The 19390-nt window shown below is 38.4% G+C and carries 21 protein-coding genes and 1 tRNA gene; 17 read left to right on the forward strand and 5 right to left on the reverse strand.

The window, feature by feature from the left end; all coding sequences use genetic code 11:
* Positions 1 to 29: 29 nt before the first annotated feature.
* Positions 30 to 833: a 1-acyl-sn-glycerol-3-phosphate acyltransferase gene (locus tag ABVM49_RS13350; RefSeq protein ID WP_021779427.1), complete on the reverse strand. Its 804-nt coding sequence runs from the start codon at positions 831 to 833 to the stop codon at positions 30 to 32.
* A gap of 85 nt (positions 834 to 918) precedes the next feature.
* Positions 919 to 1566 (reverse strand): NUDIX hydrolase, encoded by a 648-nt coding sequence (locus ABVM49_RS13355; RefSeq protein WP_405202361.1) that lies wholly within the window; start codon positions 1564 to 1566, stop codon positions 919 to 921.
* Positions 1567 to 1568: 2 nt separating this feature from the next.
* Here ABVM49_RS13355 and ABVM49_RS13360 point away from each other — a divergent pair, with 2 nt between their 5' ends.
* Positions 1569 to 2291 (forward strand): peptidylprolyl isomerase, encoded by a 723-nt coding sequence (locus tag ABVM49_RS13360; protein WP_405202362.1) that lies wholly within the window; start codon positions 1569 to 1571, stop codon positions 2289 to 2291.
* An 8-nt stretch (positions 2292 to 2299) separates the two neighbouring features.
* On the opposite strand, the gene ABVM49_RS13365 is transcribed toward ABVM49_RS13360, so the two are convergent.
* On the reverse strand, positions 2300 to 3085 hold the full coding sequence (locus ABVM49_RS13365; RefSeq protein WP_405202363.1) for a TrmH family RNA methyltransferase: 786 nt from the start codon (positions 3083 to 3085) through the stop codon (positions 2300 to 2302).
* A gap of 145 nt (positions 3086 to 3230) precedes the next feature.
* Between ABVM49_RS13365 and ABVM49_RS13370 the strand changes: the two genes are divergently transcribed.
* The 9 genes from ABVM49_RS13370 to ABVM49_RS13410 all read left to right on the forward strand — a co-directional run bounded on the left by ABVM49_RS13370 (position 3231) and on the right by ABVM49_RS13410 (position 10990).
* The gene (locus ABVM49_RS13370; RefSeq protein WP_405202364.1) at positions 3231 to 3689 is read left to right on the forward strand and encodes a hypothetical protein; all 459 of its coding nucleotides are present in this window, start codon (positions 3231 to 3233) and stop codon (positions 3687 to 3689) included.
* The gene (locus ABVM49_RS13375) at positions 3682 to 3882 is read left to right on the forward strand and encodes a helix-turn-helix transcriptional regulator (RefSeq protein WP_021779432.1); all 201 of its coding nucleotides are present in this window, start codon (positions 3682 to 3684) and stop codon (positions 3880 to 3882) included. Before ABVM49_RS13370 ends, ABVM49_RS13375 begins: the two co-directional genes overlap by 8 nt.
* Positions 3883 to 3943: 61 nt before the next feature.
* On the forward strand, positions 3944 to 4735 hold the full coding sequence (locus ABVM49_RS13380; RefSeq protein WP_405202365.1) for a DUF6503 family protein: 792 nt from the start codon (positions 3944 to 3946) through the stop codon (positions 4733 to 4735).
* Between the two features lie 211 nt (positions 4736 to 4946).
* Complete coding sequence (gene thrC / locus ABVM49_RS13385; protein ID WP_405202366.1) at positions 4947 to 6248, forward strand: threonine synthase; 1302 nt, start codon at positions 4947 to 4949, stop codon at positions 6246 to 6248.
* Between the two features lie 123 nt (positions 6249 to 6371).
* Complete coding sequence (locus tag ABVM49_RS13390; RefSeq protein WP_405202367.1) at positions 6372 to 7826, forward strand: GDSL-type esterase/lipase family protein; 1455 nt, start codon at positions 6372 to 6374, stop codon at positions 7824 to 7826.
* 148 nt (positions 7827 to 7974) lie between these two features.
* Entirely contained in the window at positions 7975 to 9066 is a 1092-nt protein-coding gene (gcvT, locus tag ABVM49_RS13395) for a glycine cleavage system aminomethyltransferase GcvT (RefSeq protein ID WP_405202368.1), read from the forward strand.
* Between the two features lie 107 nt (positions 9067 to 9173).
* Positions 9174 to 9986: a sugar nucleotide-binding protein gene (locus ABVM49_RS13400; RefSeq protein ID WP_405203686.1), complete on the forward strand. Its 813-nt coding sequence runs from the start codon at positions 9174 to 9176 to the stop codon at positions 9984 to 9986.
* Positions 9987 to 10042: 56 nt separating this feature from the next.
* On the forward strand, positions 10043 to 10390 hold the full coding sequence (locus ABVM49_RS13405; protein ID WP_405202369.1) for a MauE/DoxX family redox-associated membrane protein: 348 nt from the start codon (positions 10043 to 10045) through the stop codon (positions 10388 to 10390).
* A complete protein-coding gene (locus ABVM49_RS13410) occupies positions 10391 to 10990 on the forward strand; it encodes an alpha-ketoglutarate-dependent dioxygenase AlkB family protein (protein ID WP_405202370.1) in 600 nt (199 codons plus the stop codon). It begins immediately after the preceding gene.
* A 171-nt stretch (positions 10991 to 11161) separates the two neighbouring features.
* On the opposite strand, the gene ABVM49_RS13415 is transcribed toward ABVM49_RS13410, so the two are convergent.
* A complete protein-coding gene (locus ABVM49_RS13415) occupies positions 11162 to 11386 on the reverse strand; it encodes a hypothetical protein (RefSeq protein WP_405202371.1) in 225 nt (74 codons plus the stop codon).
* 377 nt (positions 11387 to 11763) lie between these two features.
* Between ABVM49_RS13415 and ABVM49_RS13420 the strand changes: the two genes are divergently transcribed.
* Entirely contained in the window at positions 11764 to 12633 is an 870-nt protein-coding gene (locus ABVM49_RS13420) for an AraC family transcriptional regulator (protein WP_021779442.1), read from the forward strand.
* Here the strand turns inward: ABVM49_RS13420 and ABVM49_RS13425 are convergent.
* On the reverse strand, positions 12625 to 13398 hold the full coding sequence (locus ABVM49_RS13425) for a S1/P1 nuclease (RefSeq protein WP_405202372.1): 774 nt from the start codon (positions 13396 to 13398) through the stop codon (positions 12625 to 12627). The two genes, ABVM49_RS13420 and ABVM49_RS13425, sit on opposite strands and share 9 nt — an antisense overlap.
* 127 nt (positions 13399 to 13525) lie before the next feature.
* Here ABVM49_RS13425 and ABVM49_RS13430 point away from each other — a divergent pair, with 127 nt between their 5' ends.
* From ABVM49_RS13430 to ABVM49_RS13455, 6 genes are all read left to right on the forward strand, one after another.
* A complete protein-coding gene (locus tag ABVM49_RS13430; RefSeq protein ID WP_405202373.1) occupies positions 13526 to 14473 on the forward strand; it encodes an alpha/beta hydrolase in 948 nt (315 codons plus the stop codon).
* A gap of 114 nt (positions 14474 to 14587) precedes the next feature.
* Positions 14588 to 16780 (forward strand): DUF5916 domain-containing protein, encoded by a 2193-nt coding sequence (locus ABVM49_RS13435; RefSeq protein WP_405202374.1) that lies wholly within the window; start codon positions 14588 to 14590, stop codon positions 16778 to 16780.
* A gap of 87 nt (positions 16781 to 16867) precedes the next feature.
* Positions 16868 to 18118 (forward strand): DUF819 domain-containing protein, encoded by a 1251-nt coding sequence (locus ABVM49_RS13440; protein ID WP_405202375.1) that lies wholly within the window; start codon positions 16868 to 16870, stop codon positions 18116 to 18118.
* Positions 18119 to 18167: 49 nt separating this feature from the next.
* Positions 18168 to 18866 carry a DUF4369 domain-containing protein gene (locus ABVM49_RS13445; protein WP_375253032.1) on the forward strand — a complete coding sequence of 233 codons (699 nt, stop codon included), beginning with the start codon at positions 18168 to 18170 and terminating at the stop codon, positions 18864 to 18866.
* Positions 18867 to 18959: 93 nt separating this feature from the next.
* Positions 18960 to 19226: a hypothetical protein gene (locus tag ABVM49_RS13450; RefSeq protein WP_021779448.1), complete on the forward strand. Its 267-nt coding sequence runs from the start codon at positions 18960 to 18962 to the stop codon at positions 19224 to 19226.
* A 60-nt stretch (positions 19227 to 19286) separates the two neighbouring features.
* Positions 19287 to 19360, forward strand: a tRNA-Thr gene (locus ABVM49_RS13455).
* The last annotated feature ends 30 nt before the right edge of the window (positions 19361 to 19390 follow it).

Here is a 19390-nt window from a genome sequence, read left to right on the forward strand (position 1 = left end):
TACTTTTTTAGTTTGACTTCTAGACTAGGCTAGTATTCCCACTGTCTTTTCTTATTGAGTGCTTCTTCTGCCTCTATCTCTTCTGTAGGGATCACTTTTAAGAAAGAAGGATGTTGCTCTATTGCATATTCTAGCTGCTCTACAATCTTCTCTACAGAGTCGTTCTCATAATCTATCTCTAGTGGTTCTTTTACCTCAAAAGACTGCAAGATGCCACGTTTTTTAATACGCAAACCTTTCTTATCAAAACTTCTTCTAAAACCATCTATCACGATAGGCACTACAATAGGCTTGTAATTTTTAATAATGTGCGCCGTTCCTTTTCTAATAGGTTTCCACGGTTTTGTGGTTCCTTGTGGGAAGGTGATTACCCAGCCATCATCTAGAGCGATACCTATGTTTTCTGTATCCTTGAGGTTTACTTGACGTTCTATCTCTTTTCCTTTTTCTCTCCAGGTACGACTCACGGTAATGGCTCCTGCATAAGCCAGTATGCGCGGTAATAAACCAGCCTTCATTGTCTCGCCTGCCGCAACATAGTATAAGTTAAGTTTTGGCCTCCAGAGGTAACCTATATTTTTTATAGAATCTGTACGACCGCTTAGACTCGCATTAAATACGTGAAACATCGATACCACATCTGCAAAGTAGGTCTGATGGTTAGACACAAAAAGCACGTTAGTATCTGGTAAATTTGTGAGTATCTCTGAACCTTCTATCTGCAGCTCATTAAAGCCGCGATAACGCCTGTGTGTCATTGCTCCTGCAATACGAATGAGCCAGCGTTTTAAGAATAGAATATGTCCAAATGGATTTTTTTTGAATAGCCCCATTTAATAGTTTAAAGTTGTGTGCGTTTGAGTGCGCTTTCGCGAAAGCGTACTTGGTTACAAACAGCTTGTAAATATACAAAAGACCTTACAATATTAAAGATTTCTTAACAAGAGCTCTTACCTCACTGAGCATCATTGCAGTAGCTCCCCACACCACGTGACCCTGCAACATATAGGCTGGTACTTCTACCTCATCCATATACGAGGTAGTGAGGCGCTGGGTAATTACAACCTCATCAGACAAGAATTCTGAGAGTGGTACGGGGATGAGATCTTCTACCTCTGTTTCTTGCGCTTTAAAAGAGGGAGTATGTTGCACGTAGCCTATAAATGATTGTACATAAAAATTACTGGGTGGTATATAAATATTAGTAAGTTCTCGCACGAGTGTGACCGCATCTTGAGCAACACCTACCTCCTCCTCTGTCTCACGCAAGGCAGTATGTGCGAGGTCTCTATCTTCTTGCTCAACTTTCCCTCCAGGAAACCCTACCTGATTAGAATGTACTCCTTTATAGGTTTTACGTAGTATGAGTATAAGCTCTGTCTCCCCCTCCTTATTAGGGTAAAAAAGGGACATCACACCAGCTTGTCTAGGGTTGTGCTTTGCAATATCTTCTTCCTTTAGCTCTTTAAGCCGCTCTTGTGGTGCCATCTCAAGCTGTACATCACGCCCGGGAAGCGGTAGTTTTCTTATTTTTGAAACTAATTCTAAAAATGACTCAAACTTCATATATGCGCACCTTTCTCTGGATTATTATAATTTTTGCTCTAAGCACAAGTTGTCAAGATAAGAAATCTGAAAGTAAATCTGTAGCCAAAAAGGTTGTGATACAAGATACCATCACACCTATAGAAACTCTTGATGAACAAGATCCTTCACCAGATATGGGTACCATAAAAGAGCCTACTATAAAAGGGCAAGAAGACGTTATTGATTTCTTTACTACCTATGGAGAAAACAACCCTGAGAGTAAGGTGAGAATCACAACTCGTTTTGGAAATATTGAGGTACAACTTTATGAGGACACGCCACTACACAGAGCAAATTTTATTATGCTGGTTAAGAATGGTTATTTTAACACAACACAGTTTCATAGAGTCTCTCCTAACTTTGTTGTGCAGGGTGGTAATAATGACACACAAGGTACTGCGCGCAACCGGTCAAGCTTTGGGAGTTACTTGATTCCTAATGAGGCAAATTCCTCACACACGCATACTAGAGGGGCTTTTTCTTCTGCTAAATACACCGAGCAAAATGTAAGTAATGCAACCGCTCCTTTTGAGTTTTTTATAGTACAACCTTCTCGCGGTGCACATCACCTAGATGGAGATCACACCGTTTTTGGCCACGTGACTAAAGGTATGAGCGTGATAGATGAAATTAATAAACTCGAAGTAGACGGCAGTGAGTGGCCACTAGAAAATGTGTATATGACTATTGAGATTATAGAATAATCTTTACTCTAAGAGCGCTGTCTTCTAGCCTCAAAAATTAATATTCCCGCTGCTACAGAAACATTCATAGAGTCTATTTTACCACGCATAGGGATTTTAATATTTGTACCCACCGTTCTCCACTCTGGAGATAAACCGGTAGCCTCTGTACCCACCACAATAGCACTACCACCTGTATATGCCTGCGTTGCATAGTCTACCGCCTCTTGTAATATCGCGCTATATATAGCGACATCCTTTTCTTGCAAGAAAGAGATAACCTCCTCCGTACTCCCAGTAGCAATTTGTGTTGTAAACACACACCCCACGCTGGAACGTATGATGTTAGGATTATACAAATCTGTTTTGGGGTTTGCTATAATAACGGCATCGACCGCGGCAGCATCTGCTGTGCGAAGTAGTGCGCCTATGTTACCAGGTTTTTCTGGTGCTTCGGCAACTAGTATGAGTGGATTTACTGGTAATTGTAATTCTGATAATGTGGTTTTTTTTGCTTTCGCGAAAGTGATCACCCCCTCAGTACCTGCTCTGTAAGCTACTTTCTTGTATACCTCTGTTGCTAGGCACGTAAGATGTACTGTACTCCCCACAAGTTCTTCTACCGAAAATGGCGTTATGAGTTGCTCGTCATAATACACCTCAGTAATCGTATAGCCGCCAGCGATAGCCAGCTCAATCTCACGTTTACCTTCTATTATAAAACCACCTTCCTTCTTACGAGTGCGTGACTTTTCTTGAAGTTGAAGTAAACGTTTTACCGTTGGGTTTTGAAGACTAGAAATATATTTTGACATAGCGCAAATGTAGAATATTCTGAAGATTAGATAAATAGTTGCTCAAAATAGTTAATAATTACAAAATGTAAAGTATATTTGACATTATAACAAATTATCTTTCCATTTTGGAAAGTTAAGTTATAATTACTTAAAGAAAATTAGTATGAGTATAAAGAAAATTATTGCGTGTGAGCGCAGGAGTCTAGAGAAGGTTAGCAAGTTTCAACTACCACATCATTTTAAAAAAGTGGGGTGGGTACTATTTATAGTTTCTTTTATATCGCTATTTGTATCTAGCATAATCATCACAGATGAAAGTCTAAAATCAACAATAGTAATAATTGTAAAATACACGATGCTCATAGGTTTACTTATGGTCTCTCTAGCCAAAGAACCTATAGAAGATGAGTTTATCAAGAGTATGCGTATGAAGTCATATATGATTGCTTTTACACTAGGAGTGATACAAACGCTTATTATGCCATTTATTACGCTAGGTGCTGAGACTATAGTAGATGGTGGCTCAACACTAAAACCGGTAAACGACTTCTTTGTGCTATGGGTATTACTCTTCTGCCAGATATTAGTTTTTCACGTTTTTAAAAGCGCTGCAAATGACTAACACTCTTAAGGTAGAACGCGCTATACTAGATCTCACTCAAGATGATCTTGCAAAAAAAATAGGCGTCTCAAGACAAACTATTAACTCAATAGAAAAGAATAGGTACGTACCATCTACCGTACTTGCTTTAAAACTATCTGCACTTTTTAATAAACCCGTAAACGATTTTTTTAAACTCACCGAAGAAGATTAACCTCCTTTGTAAGTAATCGCCTATTTTTACTACAAAACAGGCTAATTATAACCAATTCAAAATGAAAAACAATCTACTCGTACTAGCAGCTATCGTACTGCTCGCAAGTTGCAAGACAGAAACAAAGCAAACTACTATTACAGAAGAAACTGTAGCTGAGATACCGCTAAGAGAATATCCAGAAGGTATAGCCGCTATTTTTAAAGCGCACGGAGGTATTGACACTTGGAATGCAATGAACAACCTATGCTTTACACTTCCTAAAGGTGATATAGAAGAAGTACATACTGTAGATTTAAAATCTAGAAAAACACGTATCGAGACACCAGCATATACATTAGGTTTTGACGGAGAAAAAGTATGGCTCAAGCAAGATAGTCTTGCTTTTAAGCCAGAAAGAGCACGTTTTTACCACAATCTTATGTTTTACTTTTATGCAATGCCATTTGTACTAGGTGATGAAGGTATCACGTATAGTGAGGCTCCTACCCTATCTAAAGATGGTGTAGATTACCCTGGCACAAAAATTAGCTTTGAAGACGGTGTAGGTGACGCGTCTGATGATAATTATATCATCTATAGAGATCCTAGTACAAACCAAATGGCGTGGCTAGCATATACAGTTACCTATGGTCAGGAAGGTCCGAGCGAGCGTTACAGCTACATTAAATATGACAAATGGCAGGAAGTAAATGGATTACAACTCCCTAGTGAGCTACAATGGTATAATGTAGAGGAAGGACAACCTACGGAGATGCGCAACGCAATGAACTTTACAAAACCTACAGCCACAGCTACTCAACTAGATAAAAATCTATTTGAAAAACCTGCAGACGGAACATTTGCAGAGTAAACTTGCAATAACAAAATATAATCTCAAACGCTATTCTTTATGAATAGCGTTTATTTTTTCACACAAACCTCTGTTATTCAAATAGTAATGAGTTTATAATTCTATATTAACATCTATCCTTTTACCCGGAAAATGCTGAAAAATCCCGTAAAACCTATTAGATTTACTTTTTAATGATACACCTTATAGCAACAAAGTAATTCTCTAAATAATGCACTATTACAGTCTCAATAATAAAGCACCACAGGTAACCTTTGACACCGCAGTTATAAAAGGAATTGCACCAGATAAAGGACTGTATTTTCCTGAGCGCATACCTACATTACCTACGCAGTTTTGGGAAACTATAGAAGAGCTGTCTAAAGAAGAAATTGCTTACCAAGTGATGCAACCTTACGTAGGTGACACGATGGATGAGACTACTCTTAGAGAAATTGTAGCAGATGTATTATCATTTGACTTTCCTATCGTTCCCATTACAAGCCATATAGGTACGCTTGAACTCTTTCACGGGCCTACAATGGCATTTAAAGACGTGGGAGCTCGCTTTATGGCTAGATGCTTAGGTCACTTTCTTAAAGAGCAAGACCAGCAAGAAGAAGTAACCGTACTAGTGGCTACTAGTGGTGACACTGGCGGCGCTGTGGCAAGAGGTTTTTATAAAGTTCCTGGTATAAAAGTAGTCATACTCTACCCCTCTGGTAAAGTGTCTGACGTGCAGGAGCGACAGCTCACCACGCTGGGAGAAAATATTACTGCTCTAGAGGTAGACGGCACCTTTGACGACTGTCAGGCTATGGTAAAAGGAGCATTTTTAGACACAGATATCACAAGTAAAAAACAGCTTACCTCTGCAAATAGTATTAATGTTGCTAGGTGGTTACCACAATCACTGTATTACCTATTTGCATATAAAGAATTAAAAAAACAGGGCAAGGCAGATAAGATTGTGTTTTCTGTACCTAGTGGTAACTTTGGAAACATTTGTGCTGGTATGGTGGCGCACCTTATGGGGATGCCCGTGCATCACTTTGTAGCGGCTGTAAATAGTAATACCACTATACCTAGGTTTATGAAAACGGGTGATTACAGCCCTACTCCTACTGTGCCTACCATAAGTAACGCGATGGATGTAAGTGACCCCAGCAACTTTGTGAGAGTGCTTCAGCTTTTTGAAAATAGCAGACAACTTTTATCTACTAAGTTTTCATCATATTCATACTGTGATAATGCCACTAGAGGCGCGATGCTTGATATATATAAGCAGCACAACTACACTGCAGATCCACACGGTGCTGTGGGATACTTGGGTCTAAAAGAATACCTCAAAGACCATCCAGGTGCGCACGGTATCTTTTTAGAAACAGCGCATCCCATAAAATTTTTACCTGCTGTAGAGCCAGTAGTAGGACCGCTAGCCCTTCCTGAGCAAATAAAAGAACTTATGAATGCTCAAAAAAATGCCCTCGCCATAAGTGATTATCAAGAACTCAAAAATTATTTGTTAGAATAACGCTTTCGCGAAAGCGTATAACCCCATTTCATCCATCATACTGGTAGCTGTATCATTATCGTGCAAAAAAATAGTAACTTTCTACAGTTGTTATACCCGATAATAGACCGAAAACCCAGTGCAATGAAATATTATATATCGCTTTTACTATGTATCATAACTTTACAAATATCTGCTCAACAAGTGTCTAGTGAAGCACTAAAAGCCTTTGAGGCTAAGACCTACGCCTTTAAAGGCAAAGAACTTCCATATAGAATACTGTATCCTGAGAATTTTGATACGAGTAAGAAGTACCCCTTACATTTATTTTTACACGGTGCTGGCGAGCGCGGTAGTGATAACCAAGCACAGCTTGTACACGGTAGTGATCTCTTTGTAAAGATGAATGAGCAATACCCTGCCGTGGTTATATTTCCGCAATGTCCAAAAGGTGACTACTGGGCAGATGTTGAGGTCACACGAGGAGAAAACCAAAATGTCTTTAAGTATCCTGCAAATCCTACCCCTACCTGGGCAATGCAAGCGGTTACTGCCTTACTAGAAGAAACGCTTGACGAGTCCTATATAGACCATAATCGTATATATCTAGGTGGGCTCTCTATGGGAGGTATGGGAACATATGAGTTGCTCGCCAGCAAGCCAGATACCTTTGCGGCTGCAACGGCAATATGTGGAGGTGGCTATCCTGCAAATACTGCGAGATGGGCACAACAAACACCGATATGGATTTTTCACGGAGAGGTAGATGCTGTTGTGCCAGTAATCTACTCTCAACTTATGGTAGAATCGTTGCTACAAAACGGTCAAACGCCTAGATTTTCATTATATCCGAACGTAAACCACGACAGCTGGACAAATGCTTTTAATGAGCCAGATTTCTTCTCGTGGGTATATGGACATACTAAAGAAACAGGTGATCCAGCTGACACACCAGAGGTAATCACTGAAGACTGCACACCAGAGTGGCTTAAATTTTCTGAAAGTAGCCTACTCACAAAGTTTGAACAAGACAATGAACGGTTAAAAACTACAAACAACTCACAACGCATTGTTTTTATGGGAGATTCTATCACTGAGGGGTGGTCGAGTACAAGCCCAGAGTTTTGGGAAGAGAATCCCCATTACATAAATCGTGGCGTAGGTGGCCAGACCACCTCACAGATGTTACTACGCTTTAGAAAAGACGTGATCAACCTAGCGCCGCAAAAAGTAGTGATTCTCTCGGGTACAAATGATATTGCAGGTAACACCGGGGTCACCTCAAATCAAACCATTTATGATAACATTATTACGATGGCAGAGCTTGCCACAGTTCATAACATAGATGTGTTCTTAAGTTCTATTCTTCCAGTATATGACTACCCTTGGAAAACTGGTTTACAGCCTGCTAACAAAATCACAGAACTCAATACATTACTCAAAGACTACGCACTTAAAAATGGTCACACTTACATAGATTATCACAGTGTGATGAGAGATGCACAAAACGGGATGCAGTCATTACTCACCTATGATGGTGTGCATTGTAATAAAGCAGGTTATGAAGTGATGGAAAAAGTGCTAATCTCTGCTCTTTAAAAAATGAATACATACACTGAAGCATAAAATCTTACTCGACAATAGGCTTAAAAATCACTCTCGATATACGTAGATAATTTAGATTTAATTTATCTATCAAATAAGGACCTTTCCTTACATTTGTGTATCAAAACGAAGTAGATTTTATATGAAAAATACAGCCTTAACAAAAGTACACGAAGCCCTTGGGGCAAAAATGGTCCCGTTTGCGGGCTATAATATGCCCGTATCATATGAGGGTGTAAATGCAGAGCACGATACCGTAAGGAACGGTGTGGGTGTTTTTGACGTGTCACATATGGGTGAATTTCTTGTTTCTGGAGAAAAGGCGCTAGACCTATTACAATGGGTATGCTCAAACGATGTGTCTAAAATAAAAGTTGGTGGTGCGCAGTACAATTGCTTCCCAAATGCTACAGGCGGTATTGTAGATGACCTTATCGTTTACCGCATTAAAGAAGATCAATATATGCTCGTTGTAAATGCTAGCAACATAGATAAAGACTGGGCGTGGGTAGAAAAGCAAAACGCAGAAAAAGGTTATAATGCAGATCTTAGAAACATATCAGAAGGGCACTCGCTACTGGCTATACAAGGACCTAAAGCTATCGAGGCAATGCAAAGCCTTACAGAAGTAGATCTTGCTGGTATTAAATTTTACACCTTTGAGGTAGCACCTTTTGCTGGTCTTGAAAACGTTATTATAAGTGCTACAGGCTATACTGGCAGTGGAGGGTTTGAAATCTATTGTAAAAATGAAGAGGCAGAGCAACTATGGACCAAGGTTCTAGAAGCTGGTGCAGACTGGGGTATAAAACCTATAGGTCTTGCAGCTCGTGATACCTTACGACTAGAGATGGGATATTGCCTATACGGTAATGATATAGATGACACTACCTCACCTCTTGAAGCTGGTTTAGGCTGGGTAACAAAATTTACAAAAGACTTTGTAAATAGCGATGCACTTAAGGCTCAAAAAGAAGCAGGATTAAAGCAACGTCTCGTAGGGTTTGAACTTACAGAGCGTGGTATACCAAGACAAGGATATGATATCGTTACAGAAGAAGGAACAAAAATAGGTCACGTTACCTCTGGTACAATGGGCCCATCTGTAGATAAAGGTATTGGTATGGGGTATGTAGATACCGCTTTCACGAAAGCGGACTCAGCAATCTTTATACAGATACGCAAGAAAAGAGTACCTGCAACCGTTGTAAAGACTCCATTTTACAAAGGATAGATAAACAGAAAAATTAATCCCAAATTTCAAAAAGGATTACTTTTTGAAATTTGGGATTTTTTATACAAAATAAGTAAGCTATCGCATTTAAAAAGTCAAAAGATAAGATACTCATACTAGGGGCCAGTGGCTTTTTAGGCAATGCTCTATACAAGGAATTGTACAGGTATTATAACACCTACGGTACCTATCATTCTGGCAGAATTTATAGTGATAACAAGCACTATTTGAAGTTTGACCTTGTAAATGATGATGTGTATGAATTATTGCAACAAGTACAACCATCGGTAATAATCTCGGCGCTGCGAGGTCCATTTACAGACCAGCTAGAGGCACACGAGCTTATGGTCGGTTATGCGCAAGAGACTGGTTGCCGTATTATATTTTTGTCAAGCGCAAATGTTTTTGACGCATTTTCAAACTACCCAAGTTATGAGAATGATAAAACCCTCTCACAAAGCATATACGGAAAACTAAAGATACGTGTGGAGACACTCCTTATGAGACATCTACCAGAAGAGCAATATGCCATTGTGCGATTGCCTATGGTTTTTGGGGTAGGTTCGCCACGTATACAAGCTCTTAAAAATGAGCTATTACTAGGTGATGCCATAGAGGTGTTTCCACATCTTGTGATGAACACTACAACAGATGCAAAACTACGCCAGCAGATACATTATATTATAAATAGAAAACTCTCTGGCATCTTTCATTTAGGTAGTACAGATCTCATACACCACAAGGAGTTTATACACGAGCTGGTGATAATGCTCGATCTTAATAGGAAACCTATTTACAAAAATGTATATACTAGCAATACAGACCGCTACCTAGCTGTACTTCCTCGCGATAACCGACTACCAAAACATTTACAAATTACAAATGAGACAGTTGTTGAGAGCAGTAAGAAGTATATTTAACCAGTAAAGACACCATAAAACTACCTTAGTCCGTATCTTTAAAACAAAAGAAAATTATGATCTGGCACTTATATATTATGGCTGCAATGTACATCATTGCAGGTGTGATGCACTTTATAAAACCACGAGTTTACGGAGCGATAATGCCTCCTTACATACCTTTTAAGAAAGCAATGGTATTCTGGAGTGGTGTGGCAGAGGTTGTACTTGGTGTGGGACTTCTCTTTGATACTACCAGAGTATTTGCCGTGTGGGGTATTATTTTAATGCTCCTTATATTTTTTACGGTTCATATAGATATGATTACTAATGAAAAGCACAAAGGTAAATTCCCAGCGTGGCTGCTATGGTTAAGACTACCACTACAGTTTTTACTTATGTACTGGGCTTATCAATATTTATAGATGTCCTTATTTTCTAGCGAGCCATACAATCTTGATATTCCCGAAGGGGATGTCACCTACTACGAAGACTTTCTTTCAAAAGAGGAGGCGCTACACTTTTATAATACGCTTTATAAAGAAACGCCCTGGCAACAAGATGATATCACCGTCTTTGGAAAGACATATGCACAACCTAGACTTACTGCCCTCTATGGTAATAATGGTAAACTCTACTCCTACTCTAATATCACGATGCACCCGCTTGAATTTACTTTCGCTTTAAGCGAAATAAAAAAAAGAGTCGAAGCCATTACAGGTATTACATTTTCTACTTGCTTACTTAACCTCTATCGCGATGGAAATGACAGCAATGGGTGGCACTCAGATAACGAGAAAGAATTAGGCAAGAACCCTGCAATAGCATCTGTGAGCTTAGGTGCAACCAGAGCTTTTAAACTTAGGTATAAGAAAGATCACAGTATTAATAAAAAGCTTATGCTTGACTCTGGAAGTTTACTTTTAATGAAAGGCTCTACGCAAGAGTGCTGGCAGCATACAGTACCAAAAACTGCAAAACAAGTGACGCCACGTATAAACCTGACCTTTAGGGTTGTAAAATAAAAAAGCAAACGCTTAGGGGAGGCGCCTGCTTTAAACATCACACCCGATTGAGGGCACGAGTAAATGATATCTTTCTTGGGATGAAAGCCAATTTATATAAGACTTAGAAGCTTAAAACAGTAAGTAATTTAGGGGTTACTAAGCATATTCTAGCTACTTCTAAGTCATTTTTTACAAGTATTTTTTATTTGCATAATAACTATTGAGCGCTTTAAAGTCTTCACTACTTGAAAATACTCTAAAGAGTACAACAAGAGCACCTAGTATAACCGTCATTGCACTAAGCATTACTATTTCATTAATTAGAAATAATACAGTACCAAGTACAGCGATAATAGAAAAAGCAACTAGTAATAATCGCTCTACCCATACATCTAGCAATAATAATATACTCACAACGGTCTCAATGATTAAAAAAAGAGGTATTGCCACCAAAAAAAAATCATTAACAAACAAACCTAGGGAACTTAGATAAAAATCTACCTGAGATTCAAACAGTGTATATATGATAAACATATATATAGAATGTAAGAGTAAAAAGGAACCAACAACTAACCTTAAAACCAAACGTGACAATACCTCAAACTTCATACTCTTACACTCCTATATTCTAACGGCGCAAAACTATGCACGCATAGTAAATCTGGACTTGTAAAAAATTGATAAAAAATTGTAAAAAACTTGTAACAATCTGATAATAAGCAGTAATTATGCATTGTCATATAAAATTTGTATCTTATATAACATAATTAAAAGCCCCTTCTTATCATTTTATGCAACAATTTAGTCTACAAGACACGTTTCTGATCAAGCAGTTTGAAAAGACTGGAAAGCATCAGGATACAGATCAACGTTCCTTCTTTCAAATTATATTTATTGAAGAAGGAAAAGGTCGTCATTTTGTCAATGAGTTTATAGTCACTTATACTACAGGAGACGTATTTTTAATCGCCCCAGAAGATAAATACTGGTTTGAAATAGAGGGATCAACCTCCTTTTGTTATTTTCAGTTTACTGAGTCTTTGTTTTCTAGTAAAATGAATTTGCCCGATAGGTCATACTGGCTACATCGAATAGAAGGCATTATACATAGCCCTAACCAGATGCCGGGTGATATTATCACAAACCCTTATGATAAAGCACTCATATGGCATATGCACAATGTAATCATACAAGAGTATGAGATGGCAAAAGAGTTTTACAAACATAATATCTCAAATATGGTAAGTACTACCTTGAGTATTATTGCGAGAAACATTTTGAGAGACATAAAGCCTTTACGTAAAGAGGGTAATAAAGATCAACACTCTACTATAGAGTCGTTACTAAGCTACATACGCCAGCACGTTTATGACACAGACCTTATGAAGGTGAGTGCCATTGCAGATAAATTTAATATGACTAGTAGCGGTATAAGTGCATACTTTAAAAAACAAACAGGAGACTCCTTGCATCACTATATTTTAATGTATAAAATACAGCTGGTTAAGTATAGACTTAGAAATACAGATTTTACTGTTTCTGAAATTGCCTATCAATTAGGATTTACAGATGAGAGTCACCTCACCCGTATTTTTAAAAAGTATAATGGTTTGACCCCAAAACAGTTTAAAAAGCAAGAAGAAGTTAGACCTCTAGCCTAAGATATCGTTTAGTAAAGTAGCTAGGCGTATACCTCCTTTTTGTAACTGTCCTTTGAGAACATTAAAGTAATCATACATATATCTATACCCTAGCTTTTCACCCTTTTCAGTGTGAGCATAAATGTCTTCTAAAAGAACGCGGCTATCCTTCATCCAGTCTACATAAGTACCTTGGGCGATTGCTTTCTCTTGATTTTTAGTAAGATCAGGCATATTATTTGCAAGTTCTGAGTAACTCATACCGTAGCTCTCTATCATTTGCGTATCCCACACTCTATGAAGGTTTGTACCATCATTATACCATCTCACTTGAAAATCATTTCCACCCTTATCCTCACTTATACCCGTGTGAAGAGGCTGGTGTAAATCACCTATAAAATGTACAAGCATACGTAAGTAGAATGCTTTATCTTCTTTTGTAGCCGTCTCAGATTTTATAACCGCTATACTCTTTTCTATACCGCTTATAATATCTCCCTTCTCACTTCTAGGGTGCTGTTCAAAAGAACTGTCAAAAGGTACATTTACGTAGTGCCAAGGTCCAAAAGACCTATACTTCTCATCACTCTTAATTTCATCTGCATAGGTGGATACCAGTGCAAGAGACTCCCCGTCTAGTAATTCTGCAATCGCTCTTTTTGTCTTTTTAGTTAAGTATTTTTCAGCAATAGCACCAGTGGTTCTATGACCCGTTTTTCCCCAGTCAAAAGCAGTGGCTTGTAGTGAAAAAAGTAAAACAAAAACTAAAAGTAAAGAATAACGCATTGTATAAAATTTTGAGCAAAAGTACAATGAATCAACCTTCTTCTGTGTTATAAAAAGATTAAGAATAAGTCCGCTTTCGCGAAAGCGTAAACAACACTATCTTTAACTCTATAAATTCCATACACTAATGCAAACTTCACTAAAGCTAAAATTACTTATACCGATACTTTGTTTACTCGTACAAACTGGGGTCTTTTCTCAAAATTATAGTGGTAGTAGTGATCTCCGTATCACAGATATGGTTTATGGAACCTTACTCACCCCAGAAACTCCCACTTCAAAACTTGCGATAATTATTCCAGACTCAGGCCCAACAGATCGCGATGGAAACCAGCAAATGATGCGTAATAACAGCTTAAAACTCCTCGCCGAAGGTCTTGCTCAAGAGGGTGTTGCTAGTTTTAGATATGACAAAAGGGTACTTACATTATTAAAGAAAAATGCACTTCAAGAAGAAAAGCTAGACTTCACAATGTTTATTAATGATGCTGTTGCTGTTGTAAATTATTTTAATAATCAAGGACGCTTTAAAGAGGTCTATATAATAGGTCACGGGCAAGGGTCACTTATAGGGATGATGGCGGCTCAACAAACCGAAATTAAGGGTTTTATATCGCTGGCAGGAGCTGGCCAGTCTATAGACAAGACTATTATAAATCAAATAGCATTACAAATGCCAGATCTTAAAGACAAAGCTACGACAGCCTTTACAACGCTTAAAAAAGAAGGGAAGGTAAAAAATTACTCTCCTGCACTGGCTTCTATATTTAGACCTGCAGTACAACCTTTTATGGCAAGCTGGATGCAGTATGACCCAAGCATCGAGATTGCAAAACTTACAATACCTGTGCTCATTGTAGATGGTACAAAAGATTTACAAGTTTCTATTGAGGAGTCTGCAAGACTTCTTAAAAGTTTACCTACCGCTAGCATAAAACATATTGAGGATATGAATCACGTGTTACGCATTACTAGCAGTGACAATCTAGAAAACTCAAAATCATATAATAATACAACCGCCCCTATCGCTCCTGCTCTCGTTAATGAGATAACTACATTTATAAAAACTCACTAGCATAATAGTGACATAACTGTAGGGGTAAAATCTATTTATGAGGTTAAAAGCTTCTTAAATTTAAGTTATAAAATTGCCATTTTATCTACTTTTAAGCACAACCAATCACAATAAATGCTTAAATACGCCTTAACTATCACAATATTCTTTGTGAGCCTAACGACCTACGCACAATCAAAAGAAGTAGGAGTAAAATTTATTGACACTCCTATTACCATAGACGGATCTCTAGACGAGTACGTTTGGAATGAGACTCAAGTAGCAACAAATTTTTGGCAATATTTTCCAACAGATAGTGTACAAGCTCCATACCAATCTGAGATAAGGTTTTTATATACAGATAAGACACTTTATGTAGGTATTAAAGTTTTTTCTCAAGGAGATGACTATATTATTCCCTCGCTTAAGCGTGATTTTAGAGCAGGCGGAAGTGATAATATCACCTTAATGTTTGACACTTTTAATGATGGAAACAATGCTTTCCTTTTTGGTTCAAATCCCTTAGGTATACGTCGTGAGGCACTGGTCTCTGGTGGAGGTACAGACTTAAGAGGCTTTACAACTAGCTGGGACACAAAATGGGTAGGTGAGACTAAGCAGTATGAAGGCTATTATGTTTGTGAGTGGGCAATCCCTATGAGTGCTTTTAAATTTAGAGAAGGCGAGACCAGGTGGCGCTTTAACAGTTACCAGTTTGACACCCAAGACAATACTAGAAACACGTGGATAAACATACCTCAAAATCAGTTTATATTTAATCTGGCTTATATGGGAGATATGGTTTTTGAAAAACCGCTAGGCAACTCAAAAAGTCCTATTTCTATAATACCCTATATAAATGCGATAGCAGGTCAAGATAGAGAGATACCCGAAGATTTTACAGAAATAAAAGTGGGAGGTGATGCCCGTTTTACCATAGGTAATAGTCTTAATTTAGACGTTACCATTAATCCAGACTTCTCACAAGTAGAGGTAGATAATGCTATCACGAATCTCTCACGTTTTGAGGTGGGGCTGCCAGAGAGACGCCAGTTTTTTATAGAAAATAGTGACCTCTTTGCAGATTTTGGAGATCCTAGAGCGGCAAATCCATTTTTTTCGAGACGCATAGGTATTGCCGAAGATGTAGAAGGTAACACAATTATAAATAACATTGTAGCAGGTGCAAGGCTAAGCGGTAAATTAAATAATAACTTACGTGTGGGGCTTCTCAATATGCAAACCCAAAAAGATGAAATAAATGAGATCTCTGCAAATAATAATACTGTTATTGCCTTACAGCATAGAGTTTTTAGCCGGTCAAACATCTCTGCTATTTTTGTAAACAGACAAGCCACGGGTAATGAAACCTTTGTAGAACCTGGCGAGCAATACAACAGACTAGTAGGTCTCGATTATAATCTTGCAAATGAGGATAACAGTTGGAACGGTAAATTTTACCTACACAAATCCTTTAGCCCTGGTGTAGAGCGCAAAGACTTTTCTGGTGGAGCCCGCATTGAGTATAATAGAAATAACTGGAGAGCAACCAGCGCTACCCTCTTTGTAAACGAAGACTTCAACTCAGACCTAGGTTTTATACCCCGTAAAGATATTTTTAGAAATTTCTCAAAACTTGAACGCCTCATATTCCCCAAGTCTGGAGCAATAAATAGACATATATTCTCTCTCAACTCATTTTATGTATGGCGACCAGAGCTGGACTTCACACTAGGTGATCGCACGCTCTCTCCACAGTGGGAAGCAGAGTTTAAAAATACAGCCAGCCTCGCTGTAAAGCCACGAGCACGTTTTACTAAGCTTTTTGACACCTTTGACCCATCGCGCTCAGAAGGATTAGAACTTCCAGAAGGCAGTGAGTATAGTTATAATAGTATAGAGCTTGAGTATAATTCAGATAGAAGAAAGGCACTTTCATATACTTCAAATGCTACCTATGGAGATTATTTTAATGGTGAGATTTTAACACTAAGAGCAGGAGCAACACTACGTTTACAACCTAAGTTAATTATAGGTTTTAACGCGCGTTATGATAAAATAAACCTTCCTGCCCCCTACTCAGATAATGACATCTGGCTCGTAAACCCTCGTGTAGAAGTGACATTTACAAAAAACCTATTTTGGAACACCTTGCTTCAATACAGTACCTTGCAAGATAACTTTGGTATCAACTCTAGATTGCAGTGGCGTTTTGCTCCTTTATCAGATTTATTTTTGGTTTATAATGACAACTATTTTACAGATACCACCTTTGCGCCACGCTTCAGAAGTATAAATTTAAAGCTCACTTACTGGCTCTATTTATAGGGATTTTCATATTTTCGGGACGCTTCTAGATAAATTAGGAGCGATTATTTTTTACGCTTTCGCGAAAGCGTACTCACCCTCACAACTATGGAGAACACACCTTATTTTACAAATGATGCTATCGTCTTTGGCCTCATCGCTCTTGCACTGGCTGGCATATTTTACACCTCTGGAAAGAAATCAGGCTTCTGGGGTAAGTTTTATGGCGTTGTACCAGCCTTACTTTTATGCTATTTGATCCCCGCTATATTTAATAGTGTAGGATTAATAGATGCAGAGCGTAGCCAGCTATATTATGTAGCGAGTCGCTACTTGCTACCTGCCTCGCTTGTACTTATGACATTAAGTATAGATCTTAAAGCTATTGTAAATCTAGGCCCAAAGGCACTTATTATGTTCTTCACAGGGACCTTAGGTATCGTAATAGGCGGGCCACTTGCTATTTTATTAATCTCTGCCATTTCACCAGAGACGGTGGGTGGTGCTGGTCCAGATGCGATATGGAGAGGGCTGTCTACACTAGCAGGTAGCTGGATAGGTGGTGGTGCAAATCAAGCAGCTATGCTAGAAATTTATAAATACAATCCTGCAAAGTATGGGCAAATGGTACTCGTAGACATAGTAGTAGCAAACGTATGGATGGCGGTATTACTGCTAGGGATAGGAAAATCAAAACGCATAGATAAGTGGCTCAAAGCAGATAATACAGCTATAGAAAAATTAAAAGAAAAGGTATCAACCTTTGCCGAAGGTGTAAAACGCAACCCTACTCTTAATGACCTTATGGTAATGCTGGGGCTTGCCTTTGGCGCTGTAGGTATTGCACACTGGGGAGCGAGTGGTATGTCTGCACTGTTTTCTGATATACCCAAAGACTCTGCCCTTGCGTCTTTTGGCTCTACCTTTTTCTGGATGATTACAATTGCTACGGCAATAGGTATTTTGCTTTCATTTACAAAGGCAAAAAACTATGAAGGTGCTGGAGCAAGTAAGATAGGTAGTGTTTTTATCTATATACTGGTTGCAAGCATAGGTATGAAAATGGATTTACTAAGTATACTTGATAACCCAGGACTTATAGCTATAGGGTTTGTCTGGATGGGTATACACGCTGGCCTACTTATACTTATGGCAAAACTTGTAAAAGCTCCCTTTTTCTTTCTTGCTGTGGGAAGTCAGGCAAACGTGGGAGGAGCAGCCTCTGCTCCTGTTGTTGCAGCAGAGTTTCACCCGTCACTAGCGAGTGTGGGAGTGTTGCTAGCGGTCTTTGGCTACGTGGTAGGAACCTACGGTGCGATATTGTGCACAATTTTAATGGAAATGGCCTCTGCAGGCTAGTATTGTTAGTAAAATAATGAGATATTTGCGGCCTTAACAAGACTATATTATGACTAGAATTACATACCTTTTATTAGTAAGTTTTTTAATTATATCGTGTTCAAAATCGGGTAACTTAACACTTACAGGAACCGTAAAAGGACTTAAAAAAGGGACTCTGTATGTGCAGCATATACAAGACACTGCACTAGTAAACATAGACTCTCTAGAAATAGATGGAGACCCAGAGTTTGAATTTATACTAGACATAAAAGAGCCAGAAGTTTACTATTTACACCTAAGTAAGGAAAATGAGTCTGGTTATGATGATCGTATACCTTTCTTTGCAGAAGAGGGAGCTATCAATATCACTACATCACTTAAGAACTTTGAAGGGTTTGCCGCAGTAATAGGATCAGAAAACCAAATGTACTGGCAAGAGTTTCAAAATATGAACAAGCAGTTTAATGATAAAAACCTTGATCTTATAAAAGGCTCTTTTGAGGCTAGACAGAGCGGTGTACAAGAAGATATTGTGGCCTACGACGACTCACTACAAAGCCTTCTCAAGAGAAAGTATTTATACACAGGTAACTTTGCTGCTGTACATAAAGACAAGGAGGTAGCACCTTACCTACTTTTAACACAAATACCTGATGCTGCGACATCATATCTAGATACCCTTTACAAGACATTCCCAAGAAAGACTAAGCAATCTTTATATGGTAAACAGGTTAAAAGACTACTTGAGGAGCGCAAGGCAAATTAATGCCACACTGTTTATAAACTAGGTTTATTTTACCCTAATAAACAGAAGCGCATCTTCAGAAATTACAGTATTTTTGCATTCAAAATAAGAACAATGGCAAATATTAGAGATTTAAAGAAAGATATCAATTTTGTACTAGGTGACATCATTGATGCCGTGTATGTATGGGAAGCGCTTAACCCTAAAGAAGATGCTGCTAAAGGTGAAGCGATTATAGATGACGCAATTAAGACATTTGACACCCTTATAGCAAAGGTAAATGACCGTAAGGTTGAAAATAGAGGAAAAAATTTAGAAGCCGTACGTACTGATCTTGAGAGAGATGCAAGCGGTCTTATTGAAAGAATTAATAAGCTTTAATTTTTTTTCAAATTGGGGTTGCACATATGATATAAATGCTATTATATTTGCACCCGCAATGCCGATGTAGCTCAGCTGGCTAGAGCAGCTGATTTGTAATCAGCAGGTCGTGGGTTCGAGTCCCTCCATCGGCTCAAAAAGGTCTTCTTTTATTAGAAGGCCTT

Origin of the sequence: Dokdonia sp. LLG6352-1, assembly GCF_045055815.1 — a bacterium.
Classification (GTDB): domain Bacteria; phylum Bacteroidota; class Bacteroidia; order Flavobacteriales; family Flavobacteriaceae; genus Dokdonia; species Dokdonia donghaensis.